Source organism: Protaetiibacter larvae, assembly GCF_008365275.1.
In the GTDB taxonomy this organism is placed as follows: Bacteria; Actinomycetota; Actinomycetes; order Actinomycetales; family Microbacteriaceae; genus Homoserinibacter; species Homoserinibacter larvae.
The window spans coordinates 1,559,890-1,586,279 of the sequence record NZ_CP043504.1; the positions used below are offsets into that span (position 1 = coordinate 1,559,890).

Genomic DNA, 26,390 nt, shown 5'->3' on the forward strand with positions numbered 1-26,390 from the left:
GTGATCCGCCGCGACCGCGCCCTCGCCCTCATCGGGGGAGGCGTCGTGCTCGCCGTCGCGTCGGCGTCGCTCGTCGTCCTCCTCGCGCACGGCGCCGAGGCGGCGCCCCAGCGTGCGGAGGCGGCGCGCGACGAGGTTCCCGGAGACATCGCCTGGGTGCTGTACGACGTCTGCGCCCGGCAGTCGCCGTCGCTCATCATGGCGAGCATCGCCGTCGAGGACGGCCGGATGACCGTGCGGCCGTTCGACGAGGACGGCACCATGAGCGAGGAACCGGATGCGCTCGCCGCCGCGGAGATCGTCAACGAATGCCTCGACGACTACCAGGTCCTCGAGGACACCGGCTTCTATGCGGGCGCGCTGTGGACCAACGACGTGGCCACCCGCTTGCTGCTGTACGACTACGGACGGCGGTGGATGGCGCCGTGCCTGCGCGGTCACGGACTGCCGGTCGACGAACCGGTGCTCGACGCGTTCCTCGACCCGAGCGATGCGCCGTGGGGTGCGTACTACTTCCAGGCGCGGGTGCCCGCGATGGAGGACGTGCTCGAGGCGCGGCACGCCTGCGGCTCGGGCTCCGACCTCCTCGCCCGGGACATGCCCGGCTGATAGCATGGATGCGGCCGCCAGTCCGGTGGCCGCCCGGGAGTGCGCACGCACGACCGGATCATCCCGGAGCAGGCCGGCACGAAGCTGGTCACCGGTGGTGGCATTCCGAACACGAGTCGGAGCGCTTCTACTGTTGACCAGATCCAGACGGCAGGCACGCGACACTGCGCGCGCCGCCGTCCTTCCTGCCCGCTCCTGCTCCGATGCAAGTGCCGCGCGTATCGCGGCAGCAAGGAGAAAGACCTCGTGGAAGGCCCCGAGATCAAGTTCGCCGAAGCCGTTCTGGACAACGGCAAGTTCGGCACCCGCACCATCCGTTTCGAGACCGGTCGTCTCGCCCAGCAGGCGCAGGGCGCCGTCGCCGCCTACCTCGACGAGGACACCATGCTGCTGTCCGCGACGAGCGTGTCGAAGCAGCCCCGTGACGGCTTCGACTTCTTCCCCCTCACCGTGGATGTCGAGGAGCGCTCCTACGCCGCCGGCAAGATCCCCGGCTCGTTCTTCCGTCGTGAGGGCCGCCCCTCCACCGAGGCGATCCTCGTCTGCCGCCTCATCGACCGGCCGCTGCGCCCGTCGTTCGCGGACGGCATCCGCAACGAGGTGCAGGTGGTCATCACCGTCCTGAGCATCGCGCCCGACGAGTTCTACGACGCCCTCGCGATCAACGCGGCGAGCGCCTCCACCCAGATCTCGGGCCTGCCCTTCAGCGGCCCGATCGCGGGTGTGCGCCTCGCGCTCATCCCCACCCCGGGCACCAACGAGGGCCAGTGGGTCGCGTTCCCGAAGTTCTCGCAGCTCGCCGATGCGGTGTTCGACCTCGTGGTCGCCGGCCGCGTGGTGAAGAAGGCGGACGGCTCCGAGGACGTCGCGATCATGATGGTCGAGGCCGAGGCCACCGAGCACAGCTGGGAGCTCATCCAGGGCGGCGCCGTCAAGCCCAACGAGGCGATCGTGGCTCAGGGCCTCGAGGCCGCGAAGCCGTTCATCGCGCAGCTCGTGAAGGCTCAGGAGCAGCTCGCCGCGCAGTCCGCGAAGGAGATCAAGGAGTACCCGATCTTCCTCGACTACACGCAGGAGGCCTACGACGCGGTCGCCGGCCTCGCCTACGACGAGCTCGTCGGCATCTACCAGATCGCCGACAAGATCGAGCGTCAGGACGCCGACGACGCCCTCAAGGCGCGCGTCAAGGACGCCATCGCCGGCCGCGTCGCCGCGGGCGAGCTGGACGCTTCCGTGCTCGGCCAGGTGTCGGCCGCCTACAAGTCGGTCACGAAGAAGATCGTGCGCGGTCGCATCCTCACCGACGGTGTGCGCATCGACGGCCGCGGCCTCACCGACATCCGCGCGCTCGACGCCGAGGTGCAGGTCATCCCGCGCGTGCACGGCTCGGCGATCTTCCAGCGCGGCGAGACCCAGATCCTGGGGGTCACCACGCTCAACATGCTCAAGATGGAGCAGCAGATCGACTCGCTCGCGCCGATCACCAAGAAGCGCTACCTGCACCACTACAACTTCCCGCCCTACTCGACCGGTGAGACCGGCCGCGTGGGTTCGCCGAAGCGTCGCGAGATCGGGCACGGCTTCCTCGCCGAGCGCGCCCTCGTGCCGGTGCTGCCGAGCCGCGAGGAGTTCCCCTACGCGATCCGTCAGGTCTCCGAGGCCCTCGGCTCCAACGGATCCACCTCGATGGGCTCCGTGTGCGCCTCGACCCTGTCGCTGCTCAATGCCGGCGTGCCGCTCAAGGCCCCCGTCGCGGGCATCGCGATGGGCCTCGTGTCCGACACGGTCGACGGCGAGACCCGCTACGCGGCGCTCACCGACATCCTCGGCGCCGAGGACGCCCTCGGCGACATGGACTTCAAGGTCGCCGGCACCTCGGAGTTCGTGACCGCGATCCAGCTCGACACCAAGCTCGACGGCATCCCCTCGGAGGTGCTCGCCGGCGCGCTGTCGCAGGCCAAGGACGCCCGCACGGCGATCCTCGCGGTCATCAACCAGGCGATCGACGGACCGGACGAGATGGCTCCGACGGCTCCGCGCGTGATCTCGGTGAACATCCCGGTCGACAAGATCGGTGAGCTCATCGGCCCCAAGGGCAAGACGATCAACGCGATCCAGGACGAGACCGGCGCCGAGATCTCCATCGAGGAGGACGGCACCGTCTACATCGGCGCGGTCGACGGCCCCTCGGCCGAGGCGGCCCGCGCGCAGGTGCTCGCGATCGGCAACCCGGTGAACCCGGAGGTCGGTGAGCGCTTCCTCGGCACCGTCGTGAAGCTCGCCGCGTTCGGCGCCTTCGTGTCGCTGCTGCCCGGCAAGGACGGCCTGCTGCACATCAGCGAGGTCCGCAAGCTCGCGGGCGGCAAGCGCGTGGAGAACGTCGAGGACGTGCTCTCGGTCGGCCAGAAGATCATGGTCGAGATCACCAAGATGGACGACCGCGGCAAGCTGTCGCTCGCCCCGGTGGTCGACGAGGCCGAGGCGGCCGACACCGAGGGCTCCGCGGCGGCGGCCGAGGGCCCGGAGGCTCCCGCCGAGGGCTGACCTCCTTCGCTGGTCGAGGAGCCGCGCAGCTCCTCACCCTCGCTGGTCGAGTAGCCGCGGAGCGGCGTATCGAGACCCCCGGATGCCCGTCCCGCTCGCGCGGGGCGGGCATTCCTCGTCTGCGGATCACGAAATGGTGACGATCCATAACGATCCGGTCGAGCTCCGGGCGCGGGGCGGCTCGCGGGGCTACTCTCGCAGCCAACTCAGGAGAGGTGCGGCGATGGAGATGCGGACCGACCAGCCGGTCGTCGAGCTGCATTCGGGCGCGGTGCCGCTCGCGCCGACCACGCGCGAGACCGCCGCGATCGTGGGTCACTTCCCCCCGCCGCGCCGCGCCATCGGCGGCAGCGGGCTGCGCGTGCATCCGCTCGGCATGAGCGGCAAGCACTTCGGATCGAGCGTGTCACCGGCCGTGTCGGTCGAGATCCTCGACGCCTACGCCTCGCTGGGCGGAAACCTCGTCGACACCGCCGACTCCTACGCGGACGGCGAGAGCGAGCGGATCATCGGCGACTGGATCGGGCGCCGGGGTCTGCGCGACGAGTTCGTGGTGGCCACCAAGGTCGGCAAGTCGCGGGCGCATCCGGGTCTCTCCGCCCCGGCGATCGCGGCGGCGGTCGACGCGTCGCTCCGCCGTCTCGCGACCGATCGCATCGACCTGCTCTATCTGCACCTGGATGACCCCGAGGTGCCGTTCGAGGAGACGCTGCTCGCGGTCGACGAGCTCATCCGCGCCGGCAAGGTGCGGGCCTTCGGGATGTCGGATCACACCGGCCACCGCCTGCTGGAGGCGCGTGTCGCCTGCGGCCTGCTCGGGGTGGCGCCCATCTCGGCGCTGCAGAACGAGTACAGCCTCGTGCGGCGGGACGGCTACGAGGGCGACCTGGCCCGGATCACTGCCCAGCAGGGTCTCGCGGTGATGCCGCGATTCCCGCTCGCGGGCGGATTCCTCACCGGCGCCTACCGCTCGCGCGCCGACCTTCCGGGCTCGCCGGATCCCGGCTACCTCGCGCGGCTCCTCGGCCGGCGCGGTCGGCGGGTGCTCGGCGCTCTCGACCGGGTGTCGGCCGCCCATGACGCCGCGGTGGCGACGATCGCCCTCGCCTGGCTGCTCACCAAGCCCGGCGTCGTGGCGCCCGTCGTCTCGGCGCGCTCGGCCGACGAGCTCTTCGACCTGATGTCGGGCCCCGACATCAGGCTCACCCGCCACCAGCTGGCGGAGCTGGACCGCGCGAGCGACTGAGCTCGCGGCGCGATCGAACCGCGGGCTCAGGCGGCGGCAGGCTGCCGTGCGCCGGCGATCACCTGGTCGAAGGCGCGCAGAAGCGCCGCGCTCGCGGCGATCGAGTCGCCCGCGTAGCCGCCCGACATGGCGCCGTCGCTCGCGAGCAGCAGGTCGTCCGCCGCATCGCCGGGCATGGGGTGCTCGATGGCGCGCAGCTGCGACTCGAGGAGCTCGTGGAACCACTCGCGGTGGTTCTGCACGGCGCGACGCACGGGGTGCGCGGGGTCGGTGAACTCGGCGGCCGCGTTGAGGAACGGGCATCCACGGAATCCCGGGGTGGAGACCTTCTTGGCCTGCGCCTCGAAGACGAGACGCAGCAGTTCGAGCGGCTCGTCGCTGCGCTGCGCGAGCTGCTCGATCTCCTCCGCGGCCTGCAGGTGGCGGTAGGCGATGTACTCGACGATCAGGCGGTCCTTCGAGCCGTAGTGCTTGTAGAAGGTCGCCTTGGTGACACTCGACGCCGAGATCAGGCGATCGATGCCGACCGCGCGGATGCCCTCGTCATAGAAGAGCCGGTCGGCCGTGTCGATGATGCGCTGCTTCGCGGGCGCGAGGGTGTGACGCTTCGGCGGCTTGACGATCTCGATCGGCAATCCGGGCTCCTTCGGAGAGTGGTCGACACGGGTGCAGATGCCGCGACCGCCTGGGGGGAGGCGGTCGCAGCGCGGGTACGAGTTCGGGTTCTCGCCGCACAGCCACCGCCGTCAGGCGGCCCGGGGATGGGTACCCGGCTGGGAAGAGCCGATCGGTTCGGGTCCGTTCGCGTTCCGCTGGCTCACGGTAGCACGATGAGGACAGACAGACTTGTCTGTTTGTCCTCTCGCCTTCCCCCAATCCGGGGGAGAGGACGCCGGAATGCCATGACGTAGGCTCGGAACGATATGAACAGCGCGGTGCAGCTCCCCCTCGACCTCGCGGAACTCCGCATCGACGCATCCGGCGGCACCCTCGTGCGACGCACCGTGCTGCCGAGCGGCGTGCGCATCCTCACCGAGCAGGTGCCCGGCTCGCAGAGCGCGACCGTCGGGTTCTGGGTGGCGGTCGGATCGCGCGACGAGCAGCCGGTCACCTACGGCTCCACGCACTTCCTCGAGCACCTGCTGTTCAAGGGCACGAGTACCCGCAGCGCGCTCGACATCGCGGTCGCCTTCGACTCGGTGGGCGGCGAGCACAATGCCCTCACCGCGAAGGAGCACACCTGCTACTACGCGAAGGTGCGCGACCAGGATGTCGAGATGGCGGTGCGGGTGCTGGCCGACATGTTCGCCTCGTCCACCCTCGATGCGGACGACTTCGAGAGCGAGCGCGGCGTCATCCTGGAAGAGCTCGCGATGGCCGACGACGACCCGGGCGACGTCGCAGGGGAGCGCTTCTTCGAGGCGGTCTTCGGCGACCACCCGCTCGGACGCCCGATCGGCGGAAACCCGGATTCCATCTCCGCGGTCACGCGAGACGCCGTCTGGCAGCACTACCGGAGCAACTACGGCCCGCGCGACCTCGTCATCACCGTCGCCGGCGCACTCGACCACGACCGCATCGTCGAGGTCGCGAGCCAGGCGCTCGCCGCAGCCGGCTGGGAGCTGGACCTCGCCGCACGACCCGTGGAACGGCGCGACCCGCGCCACGATCTCATCGAGCGCGGCAGCCCCCTCGCGATCGTCACGCGTCCGCTCGAACAGGTGAACCTCTACCTCGGCGTCGCCGGGCTCGCCGCCGCCGACGAGCGCCGACCCGCGCTCACCGTGCTCAACTCGGTGCTCGGCGGCGGGATGAGCTCGCGGTTGTTCCAGGAGATCCGCGAGAAGCGCGGCTACGCGTACTCGGTCTACTCCTTCGCGTCCAGCTACTCGGACGCGGGCATCGTCGGGCTCTACGCCGGCTGCTCGCCCAAGCGCGCCGCGGATGTCGCCGAGCTCATGCTCGCCGAGTTCCGGCGCCTCGGGGCGGCAGGCATCAGCGACGAGGAGCTCGTGCGGGCGCGCGGCCAACTGGGTGGCGCATCCGCCCTCGCCCTCGAGGACTCCGACACCCGGATGAGCCGGCTCGGCCGCAGCGAACTGACGCTGGGCGAGTTCGCCGACCTCGACGAGACCCTGCGCCGCATCGATGCGGTCACCGTGGACGAGGTGCGGGTGCTCGCCGCCGAGCTCGCCGACCGTCCGCTCTCCCTCGCGGCCGTGGGACCCGTCGAGGCGGCCGCCTTCGCGGGCCTCGACGGCGAACCGGCAGCGGCCTAGGAAGGGTCTCAGATGTCGCGATTCCTCTATCTGGTTCGCCACGGCGAGCAGCAGGACGCCGAATACGGCCTGCCGGACGGCCCGCTCTCGGCGCGCGGGGTTCGCCAGGCGCGGGCCATCGCCGAGCGGCTCGGCGGGGTGCCCTTCACCCACGCCTGGACCTCGCCCCTGCAGCGCGCCCAGGAGACCGCCCGCATCATGACCGAGCGGCTGCCCGCGCTCGAGCCGGAACCCTCAGCCCTGCTCATGGACTGCATCCCCTCCGGCCCCACACCGGAACTGCCGCACGCCTGGGAGTCGTTCTTCGGATCCGTCACCCGCGAGCAGATCGAGGCGGGCGAGGCGCAGATGTCGGATGCCGTGGCCGAGTGGCTGAGCCCGACCCGCGAGGACCGCCACGAACTGCTCATCACGCACAGCTTCGTGATCGGCTGGTTCGTGCGCGAGGTGTTCGGCGCGGCCAGCTGGCGCTGGCTGGGGGTCAACCAGGCCAACTGCGGCCTCACCATCATCCGGGTGCGTTCGGCGAAGCCCGCCGTGCTCGTCACCCACAACGACCTCGGTCACCTGCCGCCCGAGCTGCGCACGGGGCTCACGGTCGAGCAGCCGTATTGAGCCGCTACAGCGCCTTCGCGAACCACAGGTTCGCGTTGGGGTTGTCGTTGTACGGCTCCACCTCGTCGTAGCCGCTCGAACGGTAGAGCGAGCCCGCCGCCTCGAGGGTCGCGTTGGTGTCGAGCACCGACTCGCTCGCACCCAGGCGCCGCGCGCGCTCCTCGAGCTCCGCGAGCAGCAGCCGACCCCAGCCGCGACCGCGCACCTCGTCGCGCAGGTAGAGGTGCTTCACCTCGGCACGCGAGGCATCGAGCATCCGGATGCCGCCGCACCCCACCGCACGCCCCTCGGCCTCCGCCACGAGGAACACCCCCGCCGGCTCGACGAAGCGCGCCGGATCCGGGAAGACGATGCGGTAGCCGCCCTCGGTGTCGAAGCCGTGCACCCGCATCCGGAAGTACTCGCTCAGCAGTTCGTGGGCGTCGGCGTCGTCGACCGACGCGACGCGGAAGGCGGGATCCACCCGACCAGCCTAGGGCGGGCACGCCGATAGGCTTGCGGCATGGCGTATTCGGTCGCCGTCGTGGGTGCGGCGGGCAGGATGGGAGCCCTCGCGACGCGGCTCATCGCGGCGAGCGACGACTTCACGGTGCATGCGCGCATCGGATCCGCCGATCCGATCGAGGCGATCGACGGCGCCGACCTCGTGCTCGACCTCACGGTGCCCGCGGTCTCGCCGGAGGTCGTCGAGGCAGCCGTGACCCGCGGGATCCCGGTGCTCGTCGGCACCTCCGGGTGGACCGCCGAGCGGCTCGCCAAGGTGCGCACCCGCGTCGACGGGCTGGACGGCGCGGCCGTCATCGTGATCCCGAACTTCTCGCTCGGCTCGGTGCTCGCCACCCGCCTCGCGACGATCGCGGCCGGTTTCTTCGACTCCATCGAGATCATCGAGGCCCACCACGCCGGCAAGTCGGACTCGCCGTCGGGCACCGCCATCCGCACAGCCGAACTCATCGCCGAGGCCCGCGCCGAGCGCGGCCCGGTCTCCGCCCCGCACGCCGACCAGCGCGCCCGCGGCCAGCAGGTCGCGAGCGTCCCCGTGCACAGCCTGCGGATGGACGGCATCCTCGCCGAGCAGGAGGTCGTGTTCGGCGGAACGGGGGAGACCCTGCGCATCCGGCACCAGACCGTCTCGGACGCCTCCTACGAGGCCGGGATCCTGCTCGCGCTCCGTGCCCTGCCGACCACCCGCGGCCTCGTCGTCGGGCTCGACAGCCTGCTGGGGCTCGATCGGCTTCTGGGGCTCGATCGGCTGTGAGCGCGCGGATCGGCGCGGCCGTGATGGCCGTGCTGCTGGTGATCTACCTCGTGTTCGCCGTCAACTACGCGATCCAGCTGATCGGCACCGGGGTGCCGATCGCGGTGACGATGGGCGTCGCACTGCTCGTGCTGCCGCTCATCGGCGCGGGGTTCATCGCCGCGGAGCTCGTCTTCGGCATCCGCGCCGAACGACTCGCCCGGCGGCTCGAGGCCGAGGACGCGCTGCCCACCGAGCAGTTGCCGACCCGATCGAGCGGTCGCGTCGAGCGGGATGCGGCCGACGAGCTGTTCCCCGTCTACCAGGCGGCCGTCGAGGCCGCACCGGAGGACTGGCGCGCCTGGTTCCGGCTGGCCCTCGCATACGACGCCTCGGGCGACCGCCGCCGCGCGCGCTGGGCGACGCGGCAGGCGATCCGCCTCGAACGGGCTACGCCAGGCTCGCCTCGAGGGTGATCGGGATCCCGGCGAGCGCCTGCGACACCGGGCAGTTGGCCTTGGCGTCCGCCGCGATCCGCTCGAAATCCGCCTCGCCGATGCCGGGCACCTTCGCGCTCACCAGCAGGTGGCTGCCGGTGATGCCCTCACCGGGCTGGAAGGTGACGGCGGCCGTCACCTGAAGGCTCTCCGGCGCGAAGCCGGCCTGCGCGAGGGCGTTCGCGAACGCCATCGAGAAGCACGCCGAATGGGCGGCCCCCAGCAGCTCCTCCGGGTTGGTGCGGCCCGCCTCGCCCTGCGAGCGGGCGGCCCAGCTCACCGGGAACTCGGCGGCGTCGCTCGAGTCGAGGGAGGTCGTTCCCGATCCGTGGATCAGGTCGCCGAACCACAGGGTCGTCGCTTCGCTCGTCACTGCCATGGGGGTCTCCTCCGGTCGAGGACGGGGCCTCGGCGCCCCGTCACCCCCACTCTAGGCGGCGGCCTCAGGCGGCGGCAGTCCTGCGGATGACGCCCGCGCGCACGAGCAGCAGGTACAGCTGGCAGCCGAGGCAGTAGCCGAAGGCGCCGTTGAGGAAGGCGGCGATGAAGGCGAAGGCGCCGGCCACGACGATCGCGTACGGCACGCCCGCGAGGTGCAGGATGATGCCCGCGATCGTCACGAACGCGCCGACGCCCTGGGCGAAGGTGGGCGGGGCGGCGTCCTCGAGCTCGGCGGGCGGGGCGAGGCGCGGACGGATGAGACGACGGAACACGATGGCCCACGGTCCGCGGGAGACACCCGCGGCCGCCGACCACACGAAGAGGGCGGCGAGCACCGCGAGCAGGATGAACGCGGGCTGCACGGCGCGCGCCGCGAGCGTGTCGGCGGTGCCGTCGGCGAGGCCGAGGCCGACCCCCACGAGCAGCAGCACGGCCGTGACGGATGCGGTGAAGCGCGGGCCGCGCGGGTCGATCTGTGCGGGACGGGACATGGGTGCTCCTTCGGGACGGAGGTCAGGCGGCGGCGGCGCCGAGCAGGCGGTCGAGCTCGGCGGCGACGGCGTCGCGGCGGACGGCCCCGCCGATCCGGGATCGGATGCGACCCTCGGCGTCGAGCACGAAGGTCGTGGGGGTCTGCAGCACCTGGAAGCGGGCCGCGAGCTCGGGGCGCTCCGCCACATCCAGCTCGACGTGCACGATGCCGTGGCGCTGGGTGGCGAGCTCGTCGAGCACGCGCGCGGTCGCCCGGCACGGCGAGCAGTACTCGCTCGAGAACTGCAGCAGGGTCACACCGTCACCGAGCTCGACGCCGTCGATCGCGACGGTGTCCGTGGTGGTCGAGGTGCGGATGCGGCCCTGGCCGGAACGCCACACGACGCCCAGCACGGTGGAGGCGAGCACGAGCGCGCCGAGAACGGCGAACACGGCCCAGGGATCCATGCGAACACGGTAGCCAGCGGGTTCCCCGCGCGGGCGAGTGTGACATTCCGTGACGGACGCGGGCGGCGGCGTGCCGGGTCGGCGGGTGTCGGCCGCGGCGGATATCGTGAAGGCCGTGCCGGAGACCTCGAGCGATCAGACCCCCATCCAGTTCCGTTCCGACATGACGGTCGAGCTCGTGCGTTCGAGCGCCCACGACTCCGACGTGCTGTTCGCGGCACGCGTGTCGACCCAGGGCGAGAAGACGCTCGATGCGGCGGCCGCAGGCACCGAGGCATCCGATCGCGACCGCGGACTCATCAACTACCTCATGCGCGACCGGCACGGCTCGCCGTTCGAGCACAACTCGATGACCTTCTATGTGCAGGCGCCGATCTTCGTGTTCCGTGAGTTCATGCGGCACCGCATCGCCTCCTACAACGAGGAGTCGGGTCGCTACCGCCAGCTGCAGCCGGTGTTCTATGTGCCGGGGCCCGAGCGTCGGCTCGTGCAGGTCGGCAAGCCCGGTGCCTACGATTTCGTCGAGGGCACGCCCGAGCAGACCGCGCTCGCGGTGGCCGAGTCGAAGGCGGCGGCCGAGTTCGCCTACGCCGCGTACCAGCGGATGCTCACCGCCGGGATCGCGCGCGAGGTGGCGCGCGGCGTGCTGCCGGTGTCCACCTACTCCTCGATGTACGTGACCATGAATGCCCGCTCGCTCATGAACTTCCTGTCGCTGCGGACGAAGCACCCCGACTCCCACTTCCCCTCGTTCCCGCAGCGCGAGATCGAGCTCGTGGCCGAGCAGCTGGAGTCCATCTGGGCCGAGCTCATGCCGCTCACCCACGCCGCCTTCCAGGCCGGCGGCCGCGTCGCCCCCTAGCCGCACCCGCGCTCGCGCCGCCGCCCCAGCCCGCCGCCGCCTCCCGCCGCCTCCCAAATCAAGGAGTCGAGCATCCCAAATCAAGGAGTCGGTGTGACTGCTGTTGCGGATGGGGTGGAAGTAGTGAGTTTCTCGCTTCAGCTCCGTGAGATGGGTTGCGCCACTCCTTGATTTGGGAGCCGGGTCGGATTTGGGAGCCGGATCGGGCTCGGGAGCCGGATCGGATTCGGGAGCCGGATCGGCGGGGCGACTCGCGGACCAGGCCCGGCGGGACCTCCGGATGGCGTCCGATCCTCCCCAGGGGAGTCCGGTAGGCGAAGCGCACGATTCGGGCGCGGCGCGCGACGACGGCCCGGAGGCCGGCGAACACTGGCCCGGGTGACCCGGCTTCAGGCAGCGATACGGCGCCGCGGCGGACTCGCGGCAACCCACGAGCTCCATCGCGACGGCTTCGGCCGCGAGGTGCTGCGCCGCGCGACCCGCACGGGCGAGATCCGCCGGATCCGGCAGGGCTGGTACATCCTCCCCGACACACCGTCCGCCGTGGCTGACTGCCTCCGTGTCGGTGGCCGCGCCACCTGCATCACGCTCATCGAACACCTCGGGCTCTGGGTGCACGCCCACGTTCGCGAGGTGCACGTCGCGGTGAGGCCGCACGCGTGCCAACTGCGTGACCCGCGCGACTACCGCCGACGCGGCCCGCAGCCCGATGCGGTGGTCCACTGGACGGATGCGGACGTGGACGCGGTCGCCGACGGCAGCCGCATGCTCGTGTCCCTTCCGCAGGCGCTGCGTGAACTCGCGCTGTGCTGCGGCGCGGAGGCCGCGTTCGTCGCCGCCGAGTCGGCGATGGCCGCCGGCATGCTTCGCGCCGAGGAGTGGAGCTCGGTCTGCGACACCCTTCCCGCGGGGTTCGCCGTCCGGCTGCGCCCGGCCGGACCTCGGTCGGGAAGCATCACCGAGGCGGTTTTCCACTTTCGTTCACCCATGTTCGGCGTGCGTGTGAGGCAGCAGGTGCAGATCGGGCCGGATCGGGTCGACAATCTGCTCGGCGACCGACTCATCATCGAACTCGACAGCCGCGAGTTCCACGAACGGGAGCGCGACTACGCGCGGGATGCGCGGCTGAACGCACGAGGATTCCGCATCCTGCGATTCTCGTACCAGCAGATCATGTTCGACTGGCCGCAGGTGGAGGCCGCCATTCGAGCGGCCATCGCCCGCGGCGACGCCAACTGAGCCCGGGCGCGCGGTGTCCCCGCCATCCCGCCGCCCCATCCGCCGTCCCAAATCAAGGAGTCGAGCAACCCAAATCAAGGAGCCGACGGGCAGGACACGCCACTCGCGCCACTCCATCCCCGCCAGTAACGTCAACTCCTTGATTTGGGTTGCTCGACTCCTTGATTTGGGACAGGGCAGGCGGGGAGAGCGTCCAAGCGAGGGTCAGCGGGCGTCCTGCGCGGGCATCACGACCTTCTTGACGATGAGCACGAGGGACGCCGAGATCGGGCACGCGACGAGCGCGCCGAGCAGACCGAGCAGGGTGCCGCCGATGAGCGCACCGATGAGCACGAGGGATCCGGGGATCTGGATGGCCCGCCCCACGATCCGCGGCGTCAGCACGTAGGCCTCGATCTGCACGTAGACGAGCAGCCCGATGAAGGCGATGAGCCCGACCGTCGGCGAGGTGAACAGCGCGACCGTCGAGCAGATCACGAGCGAGATCACCGAACCGACGAGCGGGATGAAGGTGATCGGCAGTGCGAGCGCCGCCAGCAGCCCCGCGTACTGCACCCCCAGCACCGTGAGCAGCAGGAAGGTGAACACCGCGTTCAGGATCGCCAGGATCACCATGCCGCTCAGGTACTTGCCGACCGAGGTGATGATCTGGTCGGCGAGGTCGCGGAAGGTCACCCGCTTGCTGGCCGGCACGAGCCGCACGAGCACCTCCTTCATCTGGTCGTGCCCGATCACGAAGTAGAGAGTGAGGGCGACGACGAAGATCACGCTGAACACCCCGTTGACGACGCCCAGCCCGATCCGCAGCGCCCCGCCGCCCACCGTCACCCAGAACGCCGGATCGGCGACCGTCTGCTGCAGGAACCCCACGAAGGTCGTGAGACCCCCGCCGAGCGTCTCGTCGAGCGACTCGAACCAGGGCTGGTCCTCGATCCGATCGAGCCCTGCCGGCAGGTAGTCGATCAGTCGTCCGAACTCCTCGATCACGACCGGCACGACGAGCCATACGAGAAGCGCGACGAGCAGCAGGAACCCCGCCATCACGATGACGAGCGCCCACACCTTCGACACCCGCAGCCGCTCCAGGCGTTTCACCACGGGGTTGAGCCCGAGCGAGATGAACAGCGCCAGGAAGATGAGGGTGAGCGCCTGGGCGAGGGACGCGACCGCGAAGCCGAGCGCGAGGGCGAAGAGCACGCCGGTGGCGGCGATGAATCCGAAGCGGAACGGTCCCGCTTGCAGGAGGCGAGGCGTGGGGTTCATGTCGGTCCCTTTCCGGATGCTGGTGCTCACCCTAGGCCGCGCGGCGCGAGAGGTGCGAGAGGGGGAGGCCCACCCGCTAGCCTGTAGACCGTGTCGTCGCCAGAGAATCCCTTCGGACAGGTGCTCGTCGCGCTCGTGACTCCGTTCACGGCCGACGGTGAGGTGCACTGGGCCGACGTGGAGAAGCACGTCGACCACGTCATCACCCACGGCGCCGACGGCATCGTCGTCACCGGCACGACGGGGGAGACCTCGACCCTCACCGACCCCGAGAAGGTGCGCCTCGTCGAGGTGGCGAAGGATGTGGCGGCGGGTCGCGCGAAGGTCATCACGGGCGGCGGCTCCAACGAGACCGCGCACGCGATCGAGCTCTACAAGAAGAGCGAGAAGGCGGGGGCGGACGGCGTCATGGTCGTCACCCCGTACTACAACAAGCCCACCCAGGCGGGCATCCTCACCCATTTCCGGATGGTCGCGGATGCCACCGATCTGCCGGTGATCCTCTACGACATCCCCGGACGCACGGGCGTGCCCATCAAGTACGAGACGATTCTGCGCGCCGCGAAGCACCCCAACATCCGGGCCGTGAAGGACGCCAAGGGCGACCTCTCCGAGGTGAGCCGGGTGCTCAACCAGACCGAGCTGCTGTACTTCGCGGGCGACGACGCGAACGCGCTCCCGACGCTCGCGATCGGCGGCACGGGTCTCATCGGCGTGACCGCGAACATCGCCCCGGCCCCGTACCGCACGATCATCGACGCGGTGAACGGCAACGACTTGCGCACCGCGACCGAGGCGCACCGCGCCCTCGAGCCGCTCGTGCGCGCCACCATGACGCACGTGCCCGGCACGGTGGCGACCAAGTACATCCTGCACGGACTCGGGCGCATCTCGAGCCCCCGCGTGAGGCTCCCGCTCGTCGGCCCCGAGGAGTCGGAGGCCGCGCTCATCGAGGACGAGCTGGCACTCGTGAAACACATCGACGGCGTCGACTTCAGCAACTTCCGGCCGGACCGCAACGCGGCCGCCGGTGGCGCGCTCCCGAAGATCGCCGGCACCACCCGCTAAGGAGGCCGCATGGCCATCGACGTCTACGATCCGCCTGCCCTCACCCCCGGAGTCCTGAGGGTGATCCCACTGGGCGGGGTCGGTGAGATCGGTCGCAACATGACCGTCTACGAGATCGACGGCAAGCTTCTCATCGTCGACGTGGGCGTGCTGTTCCCGGAGGAGCACCAGCCGGGCGTCGACCTGATCCTGCCCGACTTCGCCGCCATCCGGGACCGTCTCGACGACGTGCTGGGCGTCGTGCTCACCCACGGCCACGAGGACCACATCGGGGCGGTGCCCTACCTGCTGAAGCTGCGCCAGGACATCCCGCTGTACGGTTCGCGGCTCACCCTCGCGCTCGTGGAGGCGAAGCTCAAGGAGCACCGCGTCGCGCCGATCACCCGCGTGGTGGCGGAGGGCGAGCACACCGAGCTCGGTCCGTTCGCGCTCGAGTTCGTGGCGGTGAACCACTCGATCCCGGACGCGCTCGCGGTGGTCGTGCGCACGGCGGCGGGCCTCGTGCTGCACACGGGCGACTTCAAGATGGACCAGCTGCCGCTGGACGCCCGGATCACCGACCTGCGCGCCTTCGCGCGGCTCGGCGAGGAGGGCGTCGACCTGTTCCTGCCCGACTCGACCAATGCCGACGTGCCGGGCTTCACCGCGCTCGAGCGCGAGATCGGCCCGACGATCGAGCGGGTGATCGCCAAGGCGCCCCGCCGGGTCATCGTGGCGAGCTTCTCGAGCCACGTGCACCGCGTGCAGCAGGTGCTGGATGCCGCGGTCGCCAACGAGCGGCACGTCGCGCTCGTGGGCCGCTCGATGGTGCGCAACATGGGGATCGCGGCCGATCTCGGCTACCTCAAGGTGCCGGACGGGGTGCTCGTCGACCTCAAGACGGCGCTCGAGCTGCCGGATGACCGCATCGTGTTCATGAGCACCGGATCCCAGGGCGAGCCCATGGCGGTGCTCGCGCGCATGGCGAACAACGACCACCGCATCGAGGTCGGCCAGGGCGACACGGTGATCCTCGCCTCGAGCCTCATCCCCGGCAACGAGAACGCCGTCTACCGCGTCATCAACGGGCTCACGAAGCTCGGCGCGAACGTCGTGCACAAGGGCAACGCCCGGGTGCACGTCTCGGGTCACGCGGCCGCGGGCGAGCTGCTCTACTGCTACAACATCATCCGGCCGAGGAATGTGTTCCCGGTGCACGGCGAGTATCGCCAGCTCACGGCATCCGCCGAGCTCGCCGTCGAGACGGGCGTGCCGCGCGAGCGCACCATCGTGGCGGAGAACGGCGTCGTGCTCGACCTGCACGAGGGTGTCGCGAACGTGGTCGGGCAGCTGGATGTGGGCTACGTGTACGTCGACGGCTCGACGGTGGGCGAGATCACGGACGCCGATCTCAAGGACCGCCGCATCCTCGCGGAGGAGGGCTTCATCTCGATCTTCGTGGCGATCGACCGCCAGACCGGCAAGGTCATCGTCGGCCCCGAGATCCAGGCGCGCGGCTTCGCGGAGGACGAGTCGGTCTTCGACGACGTGCGCCCGCAGATCGTCGCGGCGCTCGCCGAGGCCGCCCGCAACGGTGTCACCGACCAGCACGGCTACAGCCAGGCGGTGCGGCGCACGGTGGGTCGCTGGGTCAACACCCAGCACCGTCGCCGCCCCATGATCATCCCGGTCGTCATCGAAGCGTGACGCCGGGCGCCTGGCCTCGGCGCGACCACTCCCGATAGCGTGAGCCATGCCCACCCTCGCGCGCCTCGGGGCGCTCGCCCTCGCCGCTGCACTCGCGCTGAGCGCGTGCGCTCCCACGCCCGCGCCGGCGCCCTCGGCGGCGCCGAGCGGGACGCCGAGCGCGAGTCCCGAGGAGACGCCCACCCCCACCCCGACGCGCCCGCCGCTCGCCGAGCTCGTGCTGACGCCGCAGGGCATCGGCGAGGTGCGGATCGGCGAGCCGGTGCCCGGCACGGATCCGGCGCTCGCGATCGTCACCTGGAATGCGACAGGATGCGCGGACTCCGGCATCGCGGAGGGCGAGCCGTGGGCCGGGTACTGGCAGTCGACCGAGGCCGGATCCCCGCACGAGTACGGGCCGCCGTTCGCCTTCTTCCTGACGACCGAGGGTGGCGTCGAGCACGCCCCGGTCGCCGCGGTCCGGGTGCTCTCCGACGTGCGCACGGCGGCCGGCATCGGCATCGGCTCGACGCGCGCCGAGGTCGAGGCCGCGTATCCGACGCCCACGGCCACCATCAACCACTTCGACATCTCGACCGTGTACGTCCTCGAGGAGGGCGATCGCCGGATCTCGATCGAGGTCGCCGAGGAGGACACCGGCGGGTACTGGCCGCCCGAGCAGGCCGGCCGGGTTCTGTTCATGTGGGCGGGATCCACCGAGCACGAGGCCGGTGGCATCGCCGGCGGCGACGGCGGCGGGCCCTGCCCGGTCTGATCGAGTCAGGGACCACCCCGACCCGCCCCCGACTCGTCCCCGAGTCTCCCCCGAATCCGCCCCGAGGATGACGTCGTTTCCGCGCCGACGCCCCTACGCTCGACAACGGAGCGACGCTCACGGTTTCCGAAACGTTGGGATGCCCGACCGCCTCGCTCCTGATTGCATCGAAGGGGCCGCGTCGCCGTGACGCGGCCATCGGCACGTCGGAAATGGGGGCACGCGTGGGCGTTGCACGCAGGTGGATCTTCCCGATCATCTGGATGGTCATCTTCGCGGTGATCGGAGCCGCGCTCGTGAAGCTCGCGTTCTTCGCCGAGGCGAGCGAGGAGAGCGCACCGGAGTTCCCCACGGGAGCGATTGCCGAGCCCACGGTGTCCGTCGAGCGGGGAACCATCCACAACGACGTCACGGTCGACGGAACCATCGCGGCCGACGCGGCGATCCCCGGACGCGCCGCGATCTCCGGCGAGGTCCGGAAGGTGTCGGCCGCCCCCGGCCAGTGGGTGGACGCCGGAGCCGAGCTCGCCCAGATCCGGGGGATGAACGACGACGGCACCAACAAGTGGTCGATCCTCAAGGCGCCCGCCTCGGGCACCCTCAGCAGCTTCGAGCTCATCGTCGGCCAGCAGGTCGGCGTGGGGGAGACGATCGTCGAGGTCGCCCCGCCCACCTTCTCGGTCGTCGCGAGCATCGCGCCCGCGCAGCAGTACCGGCTCACCACCCAGCCGACCGAGGCCGAGGTGGCCATCACGGGCGGACCCGCGCCGTTCACCTGCACGGGGCTCACGATCACCGCGGCACCGCCGCCGAGCTCCACGGCGTCGGGTGCGGATCCCGGCGCGGGCTCGACCGCGGTCGCGACCGTGCGCTGCGCCGTCCCCTCGGACGTGAAGGTGTTCGCCGGCCTCGCCGCGAAGGTGACGATCGCGGGCGGCGTCGCCGAGGATGTGCTCGTCGTGCCGACCACCGCGGTCGAGGGCGGCAGCGGCACCGGGGTCGTCTACGTCTCGAGCGCCACCGGTGAGCCGGAGACGCGGGAGGTGACCCTCGGCATCTCGGACGGCACGCTCGTCGAGGTCGCGTCGGGGCTCGACGAGGGCGACACGGTGCTGCAGTTCGTGCCCGGCGCCCCCGCCGACACGCAGAACGGCGCCTTCGTCGGCGTCGGAGGCTGACCGTGGCGTTCCTTCGACTCGAGGGTGTCACCCGCACTGTCGAGCTCCCCGACGGCGCCCGGCTCGACATCCTGCGCGGCGTCGACCTCGAGGTCGACGTGGGCGAGCACGTGAGCATCGTCGGCCGTTCCGGAAGCGGCAAGTCGACGCTGCTCAACATCCTGGGCCTCATCGACACCCCGACGAGCGGTCGACTCGAGTTCGACGGCGTCCCGCTCGAGAAGCTGCGGATGGGTGCGCGCGATCGTCGCCGCGGACGCGATGTGGGCTTCATCTTCCAGCAGTTCAACCTGCTGCCCCGCAGGACCGCCTTGGAGAACGTGATGACCCCGCTGCTCTACGCCTCCGGCCGGCAGTTCTGGCGGCGGCAGCGCTTGGCGACCGAGATGCTCGAACGCGTCGGCCTCGGTGCCCGGCTCTCCTCGACCCCCGATCGGCTCTCTGGCGGCGAGCAGCAGCGGGTGGCGATCGCCCGCGCCCTCGTGCGCGGACCGCGCCTCATCCTCGCCGACGAGCCCACGGGCGCACTCGACGTCGAGACCGGCGCCAGCGTCATGGCGCTCCTCGACGGGGTGGCCGAGGCCACGGGGGCGGCCCTCATCACGATCACCCACGATCCGAACATCGCCGCCCTCGCCCGACGGCACTACCGCCTCGACCAGGGCGTGCTCTCACCGGTCGCCGCGGTCGCGATCGCGCAGTTCGCCTCCGAGGGGGTCACGCTGTGAGGCTCTGGACGGGTTTCGTCGGCTCGATCGTGGAGGCGTGGGCGGAGCTGCGCGTGAACCGCACACGTGTGCTGCTGAGCCTCATCGGTGTGGGCGTCGCGGTGGCGGCGCTCACCCTCGTCGTCGCGGGCGGCGGCATCGCCACCCAGGTGCAGACCGAGCAGTCGGAGCGTTGGAACGGACGTCCGGCGACCTATCAGGTGAACGCCTACCAGCCGTACACGGGCGAGCAGGCCCCACCTGAGGTGATCGGCGCGACGCTCGAGGAGGCCGCCGCGCGCTACGACATCCACTACCTGTCCCGGAACACGGGCGACTCGGTGCGCGTGCAGCTCGCGGACGGTGTCTATGGCCTACAGGTGCAGGTCGTCGATCAGCCCTATGCGGCGATGCACCGCCTGCGGATGATGGCCGGCGCCTGGTTCGACGATCGCGACGCGAGGCGGCTCGCCCCCGCCGTCATCGTCTCGAGCGATCTGTGGCAGCACATCGGCTCCCCGGATCTGCGCACGCATCCGACGCTCGAGGTGCTCACGCCGGAGCGCAACGTGACCCTCGTCATCACGGGCATCACCGAGTCGCCGCCCGGCACGCAGGGCATGGACTTCTCGTCGTTCATGTTGGGGGACGCCTTCGGCGAGGCGCGGCTCTCGGAGACCCCGCCCGAGCAGCGGTACTACAACTTCGAGATGTGGCTGCCGCCCGAGGCCGCCGATGAGCTCAGCCAGCGCATCTCCGCGGAGGTCTCGGCCGCCCTCGGCGAGGGCTGGCACGTCGACCTCTACCGCAGCGACTACCTCGCGTACTCCGACCAGGATCCGCTCCTCGTGCTCAAGATCGCGGTCGCCGCCATCGCCGGGCTCGTGCTGCTGCTGGGCGCCCTCGGCCTGCTCAACATCGCCCTCGTGACGGTGCGCTACCGCATCCGCGAGATCGGCATCCGGCGCAGTTTCGGCGCGACCGCGGGGAGGGTGTTCTTCTCGGTCATGATGGAGTCGGTCGTCGCGACGGCGTTCGCCGGGGCGATCGGCGTCATGATCGCCGTCGCCGTGATCAAGAACCCCTGGGTCACCGGGTGGCTCGACGACTACCTGCAGGACGTGCCGGCCTTCCCCGTCGAGGCGGCCGTCGTCGGTCTGGTCTCGGCGACCGCGGTCGGGGCGCTCGCCGGGCTGCTGCCCGCGCTGGTCGCCGTGCGGGTCAAGGTCATCGACGCCATCCGTCTGTAAGACCCTGATGCCGCCGAGAGGCACGCCGATGCGCCTCCCGGGCGGTGTCGGGGTGCGCGGATAGCGTGATCGCATGGCCACGAGCACCCGGTCGACAGCTGCGCGCGCCCGCAGCACGGCGAGCACCTCGTCGCGCTCGAACACCGGCCGCGGGCCGCAGGGCACCAAGAAGCTGCCCGCCGCGCCCGCCGAGAAGCCGGGGATCCTGACGGTCGTGTGGATGGCGCTCGCGCACACCGTGGGCGCCGGGGCGCGGCTGTTCGGCAAGGAGTCGCTCGCCAAGGAGGAGCGCCGCGACGGCGTGCCCTTCCTGTTCTTCGTGCTCGCGATCGGCGTCGCCGTCATCGAGTGGTTCGCCCCCGCATCGGATGTCGCGCGTGCGCTCGACCAGTTCGGTTTCGGAGGGCTGCTGGGCCGCGTCGCGTTCGCCCTGCCGGTGATCCTGCTGCTGCTGTCGGTGTGGCTGTTCCGCCACCCCTCGAGCGTGCACGACAACGGACGCCTCGGGGTCGGCCTCGTGCTGCTGCTGTCGAGCATGGCGGCGCTCTGCCAGGTGTTCGGCGGGCTGCCCGCCCCCTCCGACGGCGCGGCGAAGCTCGCGGCCGGCGGCGGGATCGTCGGCTGGGTCGTCACCTGGCCGCTCGTGACCATCGGCGCCGCATGGCTCGCCGGGATCCTGGCGTTCCTCGTGCTGGCCCTCTCGCTGTTCATCCTCACCAAGACTCCGCCGAATCGGATCGGGCACCGCCTGCGGGAGCTCTACGCCTACCTGTTCGGCGCCGAGCTGCCGGAGCCCGCCGAGAAGCCCGCCAAAGCCGCCCGCACGGCCACCTCGACCGTCGAGCTCGGCACTCTCTCGGATCTCGGCTTCGAACCCGACGACCCCAGCTCGATGCCGTGGTGGCGTCGCAGCAAGCGCCGCGAGGAGGCGCCCGCCTTCGACACCCCGGTGCTCGGACGCGAGCTCGAGACCGAGGTCGTGGAGCCGCTGCACGCCGCAGCGGACTTCGACGTCGAGCTGCTCGAGGAGCTCGTGCGCGCCGAGGACGCCGTGAAGCAGTTCACGGGGGAGATCGACCAGAGCGCGACCGCCCTGCGCGACGACGCCGGACTGCTGCCCGGGTTCCCCGACTCCGCGAGCGAGCGGGGCGCGGCCGGCGAATTCGTCGACGCCCCGGCCGCCCGACCGGCGCCCGCCAAGCGCCCCTACCGGCTGCCCGCGGCCTCGATCCTCGGCGCCGGCACCCCGCCCAAGGCGCGCACCGCCGTCAACGACGAGATGATCGCCGCCATCACGAGCGTGCTCACCCAGTTCCAGGTGGACGCGAAGGTCACGGGCTTCACGCGCGGTCCCTCGGTCACCCGCTACGAGATCGAGCTCGGCCACGGGGTGAAGGTGGAGCGGGTCACCGCGCTCAGCCGCAACCTCTCCTACGCGGTCGCCTCGAACGAGGTCAACATCCTCTCGCCGATCCCGGGCAAGAGCGCGATCGGGGTGGAGATCCCCAACCGCGACCGCGAGATCGTGTCGCTCGGCGACGTGCTGCGCTCGGGCTCCGCCGCGAAGTCGAACCATCCGCTCACGATCGGGCTCGGCAAGGACGTCGAGGGCGGCTTCGTCGTCGCGAACCTCGCCAAGATGCCGCACCTGCTGGTCGCGGGATCCACCGGCTCCGGCAAGTCGAGCTTCATCAACTCGATGATCACGAGCGTGCTCATGCGGGCCAAGCCCGCCGAGGTGCGGATGGTGCTCGTCGACCCCAAACGCGTCGAGCTCGCCGCGTACCAGGGCGTCCCGCACCTGATCACCCCCATCATCACGAACCCCAAGAAGGCGGCCGAAGCGCTGCAGTGGGTCGTGAAGGAGATGGACATGCGCTACGACGACCTCGCGTCGTTCGGGTTCCGTCACATCGACGACTTCAACCGCGCGGTGCTCGCGAACGAGATCGTGCTGCCCGCCGGATCCGAGCGGGTGCTGCAGCCCTACCCCTACCTGCTCGTCGTGGTCGATGAGCTCGCCGACCTCATGATGGTGGCCCCGCGCGACGTCGAGGACTCGATCGTGCGCATCACGCAGCTCGCCCGCGCCTCCGGCATCCACCTCGTGCTCGCGACGCAGCGGCCGTCGGTGGACGTCGTCACCGGACTCATCAAGGCCAACGTGCCGAGCCGCCTGGCCTTCGCGGTGTCGAGCATGACCGACAGCCGCGTCATCCTCGACCAGCCGGGCGCCGACAAGCTCATCGGGCAGGGCGATGGCCTCTTCCTGCCGATGGGCGCGTCCAAGGCGATCCGTGTGCAGGGCGCCTGGGTCACCGAGGACGAGATCCACGCGGTCGTCAAGCACGTCACCGACCAGGCTCGGCCCGAGTACCGCGACGACGTCGCCGTCGTCGTCGAGAAGCGCGAGGTGGATGCCGACATCGGCGACGACCTCGAGCTGCTGCTCGAGGCGACGACGCTCGTGGTGAACACGCAGTTCGGCTCCACCTCGATGCTGCAGCGCAAGCTGCGGGTCGGCTTCGCGAAGGCCGGCCGCCTCATGGACCTCATGGAGTCGCGTGAGATCGTCGGGCCGTCGGAGGGGTCGAAGGCGCGTGACGTGCTCGTCACCCCCGAGCAACTGCCCGTGGTGCTCGCGCAGCTGCGCGGGGAGCCCGCGCCGAGCGCGGCCCCGATCGACCCCGTGGAGGCGCAGTTCGACGGCTATCCTGTCGAGGAGGGCCCCTCAGACGAGGACGCCTGGGGGTTGACCGGCAGGGAGTGACGACGTGGCCGTCTCGGATCCGGTACCCGACCCTGCCCCCGACGCCGCGATCCCAGAGGCGGTACGCCCGAATCCGATGCGCGGTCGCGTGGTGAGCCCCGGCGAGACACCGGCGAGCATGGGCAACATCGCCAACATCATCACGGTCGTCCGCATCCTGCTCGCGCCCGTGTTCGTGTGGCTCATGGTGCTCGACGGCGGAGAGCTCGGAGTGTGGCGCTGGGTCGCGGCCGTGCTGTTCATCCTCTCCATCACGACCGACTCCGTCGACGGCTTCCTGGCGCGCAGCCGCAACCTGGTGACCGACTTCGGCAAGCTCGTCGACCCGATCGCCGACAAGATCCTCGTGGGCGCCGCGCTCGTCGCCCTCTCGGTCGTGGGGGAGCTGTGGTGGTGGGTGACGATCGTCATCCTCGTCCGCGAGTTCGGCATCACGATCTTCCGCTTCGCGATGCTGCGCAACCGCGTGATCCCGGCCGGTTGGCTGGGCAAGATCAAGACGGTCGTGCAGGCCGTGGCGGTGTCGTTCGCCCTCACGCCGCTGTGGACGTTCCTGGGCGATTGGGTGCTCTGGCTCAACGGGACGCTCATGGGCGCGGCGCTCGTGCTGACGGTCGTCAGCGGCGTCGAGTACCTCTGGAGCGCGTGGCGCGTCAGCCGGGCGCCGAAGTGAGCGCCCGCCCGCTCGCCACGCGCATCGTGGCGGAACTCGCCCGGCGCGGGGAGCGGGTCGCCGTCGCCGAGTCGCTCACGGGGGGGATGCTCACGGCCGCGCTCGTGGACGTCCCGGGCGCCTCGGTGGTCGTGTCGGGGGGAGTGGTGGCCTACGCGACCGAGCTCAAGGGGGTCCTGCTGCATGTCGACGAGGCGCTGCTGGCCGAGCGCGGCGCGGTGGACGCCGAGGTCGCACGGCAGATGGCGCGCGGGGTGCGGGAGCAACTCGCGCTCGAGGGTCGACCGGCCGACTACGGGCTCGCGACGACGGGCGTGGCCGGACCCGATCCGCAGGACGGCCACCCGCCGGGAACCGTGTGGGTGGCGCTCGCGACCGCCGACGACGCGCAGGCATCCGGTCTGCTGATCGTCGGAGATCGGCCCGCCGTCCGCGAGGCGAGCGTCGAAGCCGCCTTGCAGCTCCTCGCCGCGCAACTGGGGATCGTTCCCTCGGAATAAATGGCGGTTTCGATCTCGTTACATGTGGTGACTTCACGGCGGGATCCAAGCGTGCAGGATTTAGAGTTTCTGCAACGACCAGGTAGCCTGGGCCACCCGGTCGGACCCGCAGGTCAGCAGGAGATGGAGGAACACCACATGGTTCTGGTTCGTCAGGAACTCGGCGATGTCCTCCGTGACTTCCGTCTTCAGAAGGCGATGACGCTGCGCCAGGTCGCGAGCCGCGCGAGTGTCGCTCTCGGCTACCTGAGCGAGGTGGAGCGCGGCCAGAAGGAGGCCAGCTCGGAGATCCTCGCCTCGGTCGCGGACGCTCTCGACACCCCGATCTCGGTGATCATGCGCGAGGTGGGCGACCGCCTCTCGGTGCTCGAGGGTCTCAGCACCGTCCCCGACACGCTGCCCGACGAGCTCGTGGCGGAGTTCGACGCGGATTTCGCCGTCCGCTAGTCGGTGAAGAACAGCGAATTCCGTCGCGCCGTCGACCAGGAGTTCGGTCCGGGGTTCGGTCGTGTCCTCGTGACCGAGACGGTCGTGCTCGAGCTCGGCAACCGCACGCCCGAGGCCGCGCTCACGGCGGGGGTTCCCGCCTCTGAGGTGTGGATCGCGCTGTGCCGCTCGCAGGACGTGCCGCGTGAGCGCTGGCACGGCGCGGGACTGCCGCAGCCTCGGAAGCACTGACGCTTTCGCGCGCGACACGCCGCGAGGTGTATCGAACATCGTTTCGATTCTGAGTAGTCTCCTCCACAGGATCCGTCGAAGAACATCGATCGACAGTTCCGCCCGTCGATCCGCAGCGATGTCGGACGGCGCGCGTAACGTCGCTCGCGTCCTCCCCCGGAGACGACAGCCCTGTCACGAGAGCGCGAACCCGGCAGCATCGGTTCACGCAGGGATGGCAGCCGATGGGCGCATGGAACACGACACAGAAGGAGACCGGGCAGATGCCTACCCCAGCAGACCGCGAGAAGGCCCTCGAGACCGCCCTCGCACAGATCGACCGCCAGTTCGGCAAGGGAACCGTCATGCGGCTCGGCAGCGACGAGCGCGCGCCCGTCGCCGTGATCCCCACCGGTTCCATCGCCCTCGACGTGGCCCTCGGCATCGGCGGGCTTCCCCGCGGCCGCATCGTCGAGATCTACGGCCCGGAGTCCTCCGGCAAGACCACGCTCACGCTTCACGCGATCGCCAACGCCCAGCGGGCAGGCGGCATCGCGGCCTTCATCGACGCGGAGCACGCGCTCGACCCCGACTACGCCAAGAAGCTCGGCGTCGACATCGACGCGCTCCTCGTCTCGCAGCCCGACACGGGTGAGCAGGCGCTCGAGATCGCCGACATGCTCGTGCGCTCCGGTTCGATCGATCTCATCGTCGTCGACTCCGTCGCGGCGCTCGTGCCCCGCGCCGAGATCGAGGGCGAGATGGGCGACAGCCACGTGGGTCTCCAGGCGCGCCTCATGTCGCAGGCGCTCCGCAAGCTCACGGGCGGTCTCAACCAGACCCAGACCACGATGATCTTCATCAACCAGCTGCGCGAGAAGATCGGCGTGTTCTTCGGAAGCCCCGAGACGACTGCCGGCGGCAAGGCGCTCAAGTTCTACGCCTCGGTGCGCCTCGACATCCGTCGGATCGAGACCCTCAAGGACGGCGCGGATGCCGTCGGCAACCGCACGCGCGTGAAGGTCGTCAAGAACAAGATGGCGCCGCCCTTCAAGCAGGCCGAGTTCGACATCCTCTACGGCGTCGGCATCTCGCGCGAGGGCAGCCTCATCGACTACGGCGTCGAGCACGAGATCGTGCGCAAGTCGGGTGCCTGGTACACCTACGACGGCGACCAGCTCGGCCAGGGCAAGGAGAACGCCCGCAACTTCCTGCTCGAGCACCCGGAGGTCGCCGAAGAGATCGAGCAGAAGATCCTCGCCAAGCTCGGCATCGGCGCCGCGGCCAAGGCCGCCCAGGCGCAGGCCTCGAACGTCGAGTCGCTCGAAGGCAAGCTGGCCGCTCGCAAGGCGTCGGGCGAGTAGCGGTCCGATGAC

At 70.6% G+C, this 26,390-nt stretch carries 27 protein-coding genes; 21 read left to right on the top strand and 6 right to left on the bottom strand.

The window, feature by feature from the left end; translation table 11 throughout:
* From FLP23_RS07380 to FLP23_RS07390, 3 genes are all read left to right on the top strand, one after another.
* Positions 1-609, top strand: coding sequence for a hypothetical protein (locus tag FLP23_RS07380; protein WP_149325262.1), 609 nt, complete (start codon positions 1-3; stop codon positions 607-609).
* A gap of 246 nt (positions 610-855) precedes the next feature.
* The gene (locus tag FLP23_RS07385; RefSeq protein WP_149325263.1) at positions 856-3,153 is read left to right on the top strand and encodes a polyribonucleotide nucleotidyltransferase; all 2,298 of its coding nucleotides are present in this window, start codon (positions 856-858) and stop codon (positions 3,151-3,153) included.
* Positions 3,154-3,376: 223 nt separating this feature from the next.
* Positions 3,377-4,399: an aldo/keto reductase gene (locus tag FLP23_RS07390; protein ID WP_210413806.1), complete on the top strand. Its 1,023-nt coding sequence runs from the start codon at positions 3,377-3,379 to the stop codon at positions 4,397-4,399.
* 26 nt (positions 4,400-4,425) lie between these two features.
* Here the strand turns inward: FLP23_RS07390 and FLP23_RS07395 are convergent, their stop codons facing one another.
* Positions 4,426-5,034, bottom strand: coding sequence for a TetR/AcrR family transcriptional regulator (locus tag FLP23_RS07395; RefSeq protein ID WP_246139929.1), 609 nt, complete (start codon positions 5,032-5,034; stop codon positions 4,426-4,428).
* Between the two features lie 288 nt (positions 5,035-5,322).
* Here FLP23_RS07395 and FLP23_RS07400 point away from each other — a divergent pair, with 288 nt between their 5' ends.
* Both FLP23_RS07400 and FLP23_RS07405 read left to right on the top strand, forming a co-directional pair.
* Complete coding sequence (locus FLP23_RS07400; RefSeq protein ID WP_149325264.1) at positions 5,323-6,678, top strand: M16 family metallopeptidase; 1,356 nt, start codon at positions 5,323-5,325, stop codon at positions 6,676-6,678.
* A 12-nt stretch (positions 6,679-6,690) separates the two neighbouring features.
* Positions 6,691-7,293, top strand: a complete 603-nt coding sequence (locus FLP23_RS07405) for a histidine phosphatase family protein (protein ID WP_149325265.1) — start codon at positions 6,691-6,693, stop codon at positions 7,291-7,293.
* 4 nt (positions 7,294-7,297) lie between these two features.
* Here the strand turns inward: FLP23_RS07405 and FLP23_RS07410 are convergent, their stop codons facing one another.
* Entirely contained in the window at positions 7,298-7,756 is a 459-nt protein-coding gene (locus FLP23_RS07410; protein ID WP_246139930.1) for a GNAT family N-acetyltransferase, read from the bottom strand.
* A 39-nt stretch (positions 7,757-7,795) separates the two neighbouring features.
* Here FLP23_RS07410 and dapB point away from each other — a divergent pair, with 39 nt between their 5' ends.
* Positions 7,796-8,551, top strand: coding sequence for a 4-hydroxy-tetrahydrodipicolinate reductase (gene dapB, locus FLP23_RS07415; RefSeq protein ID WP_149325266.1), 756 nt, complete (start codon positions 7,796-7,798; stop codon positions 8,549-8,551).
* On the top strand, positions 8,548-9,006 hold the full coding sequence (locus FLP23_RS07420; RefSeq protein WP_210413808.1) for a tetratricopeptide repeat protein: 459 nt from the start codon (positions 8,548-8,550) through the stop codon (positions 9,004-9,006). Before dapB ends, FLP23_RS07420 begins: the two co-directional genes overlap by 4 nt.
* Here the strand turns inward: FLP23_RS07420 and FLP23_RS07425 are convergent.
* The 3 genes from FLP23_RS07425 to FLP23_RS07435 all read right to left on the bottom strand — a co-directional run bounded on the left by FLP23_RS07425 (position 8,981) and on the right by FLP23_RS07435 (position 10,407).
* Positions 8,981-9,406: an OsmC family peroxiredoxin gene (locus FLP23_RS07425; RefSeq protein ID WP_149325267.1), complete on the bottom strand. Its 426-nt coding sequence runs from the start codon at positions 9,404-9,406 to the stop codon at positions 8,981-8,983. The genes FLP23_RS07420 and FLP23_RS07425 overlap by 26 nt on opposite strands.
* 64 nt (positions 9,407-9,470) lie before the next feature.
* Entirely contained in the window at positions 9,471-9,959 is a 489-nt protein-coding gene (locus tag FLP23_RS07430) for a DUF4395 domain-containing protein (protein ID WP_149325268.1), read from the bottom strand.
* A 22-nt stretch (positions 9,960-9,981) separates the two neighbouring features.
* The gene (locus tag FLP23_RS07435; RefSeq protein ID WP_149325269.1) at positions 9,982-10,407 is read right to left on the bottom strand and encodes a TlpA family protein disulfide reductase; all 426 of its coding nucleotides are present in this window, start codon (positions 10,405-10,407) and stop codon (positions 9,982-9,984) included.
* A gap of 163 nt (positions 10,408-10,570) precedes the next feature.
* Between FLP23_RS07435 and thyX the strand changes: the two genes are divergently transcribed.
* Complete coding sequence (gene thyX, locus FLP23_RS07440; RefSeq protein ID WP_149326241.1) at positions 10,571-11,269, top strand: FAD-dependent thymidylate synthase; 699 nt, start codon at positions 10,571-10,573, stop codon at positions 11,267-11,269.
* A 378-nt stretch (positions 11,270-11,647) separates the two neighbouring features.
* Positions 11,648-12,508: an endonuclease domain-containing protein gene (locus FLP23_RS07445; RefSeq protein WP_149325270.1), complete on the top strand. Its 861-nt coding sequence runs from the start codon at positions 11,648-11,650 to the stop codon at positions 12,506-12,508.
* Positions 12,509-12,712: 204 nt separating this feature from the next.
* On the opposite strand, the gene FLP23_RS07450 is transcribed toward FLP23_RS07445, so the two are convergent.
* Positions 12,713-13,771, bottom strand: a complete 1,059-nt coding sequence (locus tag FLP23_RS07450) for an AI-2E family transporter (protein WP_149325271.1) — start codon at positions 13,769-13,771, stop codon at positions 12,713-12,715.
* A gap of 90 nt (positions 13,772-13,861) precedes the next feature.
* Here FLP23_RS07450 and dapA point away from each other — a divergent pair, with 90 nt between their 5' ends.
* From dapA to recA, 12 genes are all read left to right on the top strand, one after another.
* Positions 13,862-14,839, top strand: a complete 978-nt coding sequence (dapA, locus tag FLP23_RS07455; RefSeq protein WP_149325272.1) for a 4-hydroxy-tetrahydrodipicolinate synthase — start codon at positions 13,862-13,864, stop codon at positions 14,837-14,839.
* Between the two features lie 9 nt (positions 14,840-14,848).
* Positions 14,849-16,525 carry a ribonuclease J gene (locus FLP23_RS07460; RefSeq protein ID WP_149325273.1) on the top strand — a complete coding sequence of 559 codons (1,677 nt, stop codon included), beginning with the start codon at positions 14,849-14,851 and terminating at the stop codon, positions 16,523-16,525.
* 46 nt (positions 16,526-16,571) lie between these two features.
* On the top strand, positions 16,572-17,279 hold the full coding sequence (locus FLP23_RS12370) for a hypothetical protein (protein ID WP_210413810.1): 708 nt from the start codon (positions 16,572-16,574) through the stop codon (positions 17,277-17,279).
* Positions 17,280-17,503: 224 nt separating this feature from the next.
* Positions 17,504-18,457 (top strand): efflux RND transporter periplasmic adaptor subunit, encoded by a 954-nt coding sequence (locus FLP23_RS07470; protein ID WP_246139931.1) that lies wholly within the window; start codon positions 17,504-17,506, stop codon positions 18,455-18,457.
* A 2-nt stretch (positions 18,458-18,459) separates the two neighbouring features.
* Positions 18,460-19,185, top strand: coding sequence for an ABC transporter ATP-binding protein (locus FLP23_RS07475; RefSeq protein ID WP_149325275.1), 726 nt, complete (start codon positions 18,460-18,462; stop codon positions 19,183-19,185).
* Positions 19,182-20,414 carry an ABC transporter permease gene (locus FLP23_RS07480; RefSeq protein ID WP_149325276.1) on the top strand — a complete coding sequence of 411 codons (1,233 nt, stop codon included), beginning with the start codon at positions 19,182-19,184 and terminating at the stop codon, positions 20,412-20,414. The genes FLP23_RS07475 and FLP23_RS07480 overlap by 4 nt, the downstream gene beginning before the upstream one ends.
* Positions 20,415-20,487: 73 nt before the next feature.
* The gene (locus tag FLP23_RS07485) at positions 20,488-23,184 is read left to right on the top strand and encodes a DNA translocase FtsK (protein WP_149325277.1); all 2,697 of its coding nucleotides are present in this window, start codon (positions 20,488-20,490) and stop codon (positions 23,182-23,184) included.
* Positions 23,185-23,260: 76 nt separating this feature from the next.
* Positions 23,261-23,857: a CDP-diacylglycerol--glycerol-3-phosphate 3-phosphatidyltransferase gene (pgsA, locus tag FLP23_RS07490; protein WP_149325278.1), complete on the top strand. Its 597-nt coding sequence runs from the start codon at positions 23,261-23,263 to the stop codon at positions 23,855-23,857.
* On the top strand, positions 23,854-24,357 hold the full coding sequence (locus tag FLP23_RS07495; RefSeq protein WP_149325279.1) for a CinA family protein: 504 nt from the start codon (positions 23,854-23,856) through the stop codon (positions 24,355-24,357). The genes pgsA and FLP23_RS07495 overlap by 4 nt, the downstream gene beginning before the upstream one ends.
* A gap of 138 nt (positions 24,358-24,495) precedes the next feature.
* Complete coding sequence (locus tag FLP23_RS07500) at positions 24,496-24,804, top strand: helix-turn-helix domain-containing protein (RefSeq protein ID WP_149325280.1); 309 nt, start codon at positions 24,496-24,498, stop codon at positions 24,802-24,804.
* Positions 24,805-24,807: 3 nt separating this feature from the next.
* Positions 24,808-25,035, top strand: a complete 228-nt coding sequence (locus tag FLP23_RS07505; protein WP_149325281.1) for a DUF3046 domain-containing protein — start codon at positions 24,808-24,810, stop codon at positions 25,033-25,035.
* Between the two features lie 263 nt (positions 25,036-25,298).
* A complete protein-coding gene (recA, locus tag FLP23_RS07510) occupies positions 25,299-26,378 on the top strand; it encodes a recombinase RecA (protein ID WP_149325282.1) in 1,080 nt (359 codons plus the stop codon).
* Positions 26,379-26,390 lie beyond the last annotated feature (12 nt).

Bases quoted from the DNA above. Each gene is read 5' to 3' on its own strand.
- FLP23_RS07390 (WP_210413806.1), top strand. From the start codon at position 3,377: ATGGAGATGCGGACCGACCAGCCGGTCGTCGAGCTGCATTCGGGCGCG.
- FLP23_RS07400 (WP_149325264.1), top strand. From the start codon at position 5,323: ATGAACAGCGCGGTGCAGCTCCCCCTCGACCTCGCGGAACTCCGCATC.
- FLP23_RS07405 (WP_149325265.1), top strand. From the start codon at position 6,691: ATGTCGCGATTCCTCTATCTGGTTCGCCACGGCGAGCAGCAGGACGCC.
- dapB (WP_149325266.1), top strand. From the start codon at position 7,796: ATGGCGTATTCGGTCGCCGTCGTGGGTGCGGCGGGCAGGATGGGAGCC.
- FLP23_RS07425 (WP_149325267.1), bottom strand. From the start codon at position 9,406: ATGGCAGTGACGAGCGAAGCGACGACCCTGTGGTTCGGCGACCTGATC.
- FLP23_RS07430 (WP_149325268.1), bottom strand. From the start codon at position 9,959: ATGTCCCGTCCCGCACAGATCGACCCGCGCGGCCCGCGCTTCACCGCA.
- FLP23_RS07435 (WP_149325269.1), bottom strand. From the start codon at position 10,407: ATGGATCCCTGGGCCGTGTTCGCCGTTCTCGGCGCGCTCGTGCTCGCC.
- thyX (WP_149326241.1), top strand. From the start codon at position 10,571: ATGACGGTCGAGCTCGTGCGTTCGAGCGCCCACGACTCCGACGTGCTG.
- FLP23_RS07450 (WP_149325271.1), bottom strand. From the start codon at position 13,771: ATGAACCCCACGCCTCGCCTCCTGCAAGCGGGACCGTTCCGCTTCGGA.
- FLP23_RS07460 (WP_149325273.1), top strand. From the start codon at position 14,849: ATGGCCATCGACGTCTACGATCCGCCTGCCCTCACCCCCGGAGTCCTG.
- FLP23_RS12370 (WP_210413810.1), top strand. From the start codon at position 16,572: ATGCCCACCCTCGCGCGCCTCGGGGCGCTCGCCCTCGCCGCTGCACTC.
- FLP23_RS07485 (WP_149325277.1), top strand. From the start codon at position 20,488: ATGGCCACGAGCACCCGGTCGACAGCTGCGCGCGCCCGCAGCACGGCG.
- pgsA (WP_149325278.1), top strand. From the start codon at position 23,261: ATGCGCGGTCGCGTGGTGAGCCCCGGCGAGACACCGGCGAGCATGGGC.
- FLP23_RS07500 (WP_149325280.1), top strand. From the start codon at position 24,496: ATGGTTCTGGTTCGTCAGGAACTCGGCGATGTCCTCCGTGACTTCCGT.
- recA (WP_149325282.1), top strand. From the start codon at position 25,299: ATGCCTACCCCAGCAGACCGCGAGAAGGCCCTCGAGACCGCCCTCGCA.